Consider the following 1,601-nt stretch of genomic DNA (forward strand, 5'->3'; position numbering starts at 1 on the left):
TAGGGCTTGCTGAATAAACCAAAAATTCTTAATCAACAAGGATTTCTCACCATTACTGTCGAATTTATCTGCAAGGGAAATATGGAAAATCGGTAAAAAACCTTGCAGATGGAGTGAGCGAAATTGTACACGCTTAATCGGAATATGGCGGATTTGTTGGAAAAGTTCTATTTGCCCTTTGGAGGAAAATTAAATCCTTCAAATCGCTGGGTTCTGTTAGCTTCGTTCATTCCTTGGGATAAAGTGGAAGAGAAATATTCAAAATCCTTTCAGTCTCCTGTCATCGGCCAAAAGGCATATTCCGTTCGTGTCGCACTTGGCTCCCTTATCATCAAGGAACGCTTGAATATAAGTGATCGCGAGACAACACAGCAGATTCGGGAGAATCCCTATTTGCAGTTCTTCATTGGCCACACGGAATATGTGGATGAAGAACCGTTTCATCATTCACTCATGACGCATTTTAGGGAACGACTGGGCATCGAGATCATTGCCGAGGTTAACGATTGGATTGCCCAAGCGGCATTGAAAGCGGAACAAGAAAAGGCTGCCAAATCCAAGAAATCATCGAGACGAGACAATGATGACGACGATACTGGCGGTTCTCAGTTGACCATGGTGGAGGCGGGAGAAGCTCTCACCGCACCCGAAGAAGTTCCAGTCACGGCTAAGAAAACCCGGAACACAGCGAAGCGGTTCCATGTCTTGCCGCCAGCGTCCGAACAGACTGCGAACGTCACGAATAAGGGAAGCCTCATGCTGGATGCCACATGCGCGCCAGCGGATATCAAATATCCGACGGATCTGGGGCTTTTGAACCATGCCCGTGAAATTCTGGAAGACATCATTGATGTGTTGCACCATCCGCTTATCGGGCAGATGGAGAAGCCGCGAACCTACCGCGAGCAAGCCCGAAAAGAGTTCCTGAGCGTATCCAAGCAACGAAAAGCGTCAGCCAAAGTGATTCGAAAAGCCGTCAAGAAGCAACTCGGCTACGTGGGCAGAGATTTGCGGATCATTGAAGGACTCATGGTACACACACCTCTTACCGTACTGAGCAAAAGACAATATCGCCAGCTTCTCGTGATCTCGGAGTTATACCGTCAGCAGCGCGAGATGATGAAGAACAAGGCACATACCATACCGGATCGCATTGTGAGCATCGAACAACCGCATGTTCGTCCGATCGTCCGCGGCAAAGCCGGCGCTAACGTGGAATTCGGCGCTAAAATCGCCACCAGCCTGGTGAATGGCTACACCTGGATCGAAACGGTACAATGGGACAACTTCAACGAGGCGACCACGCTGCAGGCTTCGGTTGAAGCATACAAACAGCGGTTTGGGTATTACCCCGCCGTCATTCTGGCCGATAAAATCTATCGCAATCGTGAAAACCTGAACTACTGCAAGGAACGCGGAATTCGTCTAAGCGGACCAAAACTTGGCAGGCCTTCCAAAGAGCAACGTGACGCCGATGATCGAAAACAAGAGAAGCAAGACGCGGCAAAGCGCAATGCGATAGAAGGAAAGTTCGGCGAAGGCAAACGCAAGTTGGGTCTGGGCCGAATTTGCACCCGCAATGCTCACACGAGCTTAACAGT

The 1,601-nt window shown here is 49.3% G+C and carries 1 protein-coding gene; it reads left to right on the forward strand.

The annotated features are described in order from the left end of the window. Positions 1 to 123: 123 nt before the first annotated feature. On the forward strand, positions 124 to 1,601 hold a 1,478-nt coding region (locus tag BLT35_RS26055; protein ID WP_074730241.1), incomplete at its 3' end, for an IS5 family transposase.

Source organism: Paenibacillus naphthalenovorans (assembly GCF_900099895.1).
Classification (GTDB): Bacteria; Bacillota; Bacilli; order Paenibacillales; family NBRC-103111; genus Paenibacillus_G; species Paenibacillus_G naphthalenovorans.